The sequence below is a fragment of the Heliobacterium chlorum genome, assembly GCF_014502795.1.
Classification (GTDB): Bacteria; Bacillota; Desulfitobacteriia; order Heliobacteriales; family Heliobacteriaceae; genus Heliobacterium; species Heliobacterium chlorum.
On record NZ_JACVHF010000204.1, the window covers coordinates 1 to 332 of the forward strand.

Genomic DNA, 332 nt, shown 5'->3' on the forward strand with positions numbered 1-332 from the left:
GCCCACGAGGCCACGGTACGGGTAATCACCGTCGGGCTGGTCGAGCTGGGCCTCCTGCAGGGCGAGGTCGATGAGCTGATCGCCAGCGAAGCTTACAAGGCGTTCTACATGCACCGCGCCGGGCACTGGCTGGGCATGGACGTGCATGATGTCGGTGACTACAAGATCGGTGGCGAGTGGCGCGTGCTCGAGCCGGGCATGGCGATGACCGTGGAGCCTGGCATCTATATCGCCGCGGACAACCAGAACGTCGCCAAGAAATGGCGCGGCATCGGCGTACGCATCGAGGACGACGTGGTGGTGACCAAGAACGGCTGCGAGATCCTCACCGG

1 protein-coding gene is annotated in these 332 nt (G+C 64.5%); it reads left to right on the forward strand.

Translation table 11 applies throughout. The features are described from left to right. The coding region (locus H1S01_RS21025; RefSeq protein WP_188042205.1) for a M24 family metallopeptidase at nucleotides 1–332 on the forward strand (332 nt) is incomplete at both ends.